Origin of the sequence: Pseudomonas sp. 43(2021) (assembly GCF_017490805.1) — a bacterium.
Taxonomy (GTDB): domain Bacteria; phylum Pseudomonadota; class Gammaproteobacteria; order Pseudomonadales; family Pseudomonadaceae; genus Aquipseudomonas.
The window spans coordinates 1-588 of the sequence record NZ_JAFGYJ010000183.1 but is presented as its reverse complement, the minus strand read 5'-3'; the positions used below and the strand labels follow the sequence as shown (position 1 = coordinate 588).

The 588-nt window shown below is 61.7% G+C and carries 1 protein-coding gene; it reads left to right on the top strand.

Annotated features, from left to right (window positions below):
* Positions 1-588: AGE family epimerase/isomerase (locus tag J5M71_RS26645; RefSeq protein ID WP_207838473.1), on the top strand; the 588-nt coding region annotated here is incomplete at both ends.

The window sequence follows — 588 nt, the reverse complement described above, 5'->3', positions numbered from 1 at the left end:
CGCCTATCTGCATGCCTTTGTCGCCCTCGCCGCCAGCTCCGCCGTGGTCGCACAACGGCCCGGTGCCCAGGCTTTGCTCGATGACGCGATCGACATCATCGACACTTATTTCTGGAGCGAAGAAGAGGGCGCCATGCGCGAATTCTTCAATCGCGACTGGAGCGAAGAAGAAGCCTATCGCGGCGCCAACAGCAACATGCACGCGACCGAAGCATTCCTCGCGCTGGCCGATGTCACCGAAGATCCGCGCTGGCTGGTACGCGCCCAGCGCATCGTCGAACGAGTGATCCATGGTCACGCTGCAGCCAACGACTACATGGTCATCGAACACTTCGATCGCGATTGGCAACCGCTGCGCGAATACAACCACGACAATCCGGCTGACGGTTTTCGTCCTTACGGCACCACGCCGGGCCACGGTTTCGAGTGGGCGCGCTTGCTCCTGCATCTTGAAGCCGCGCGGGTACAGGCCGGCATGCTTACGCCGGGCTGGCTGGCGACTGATGCGCAAAAACTCTTCGAAAACAATTGCCGCCACGGCTGGGATGTCGATGGCGCGCCGGGCATCGTCTACACCCTCGACTGGGA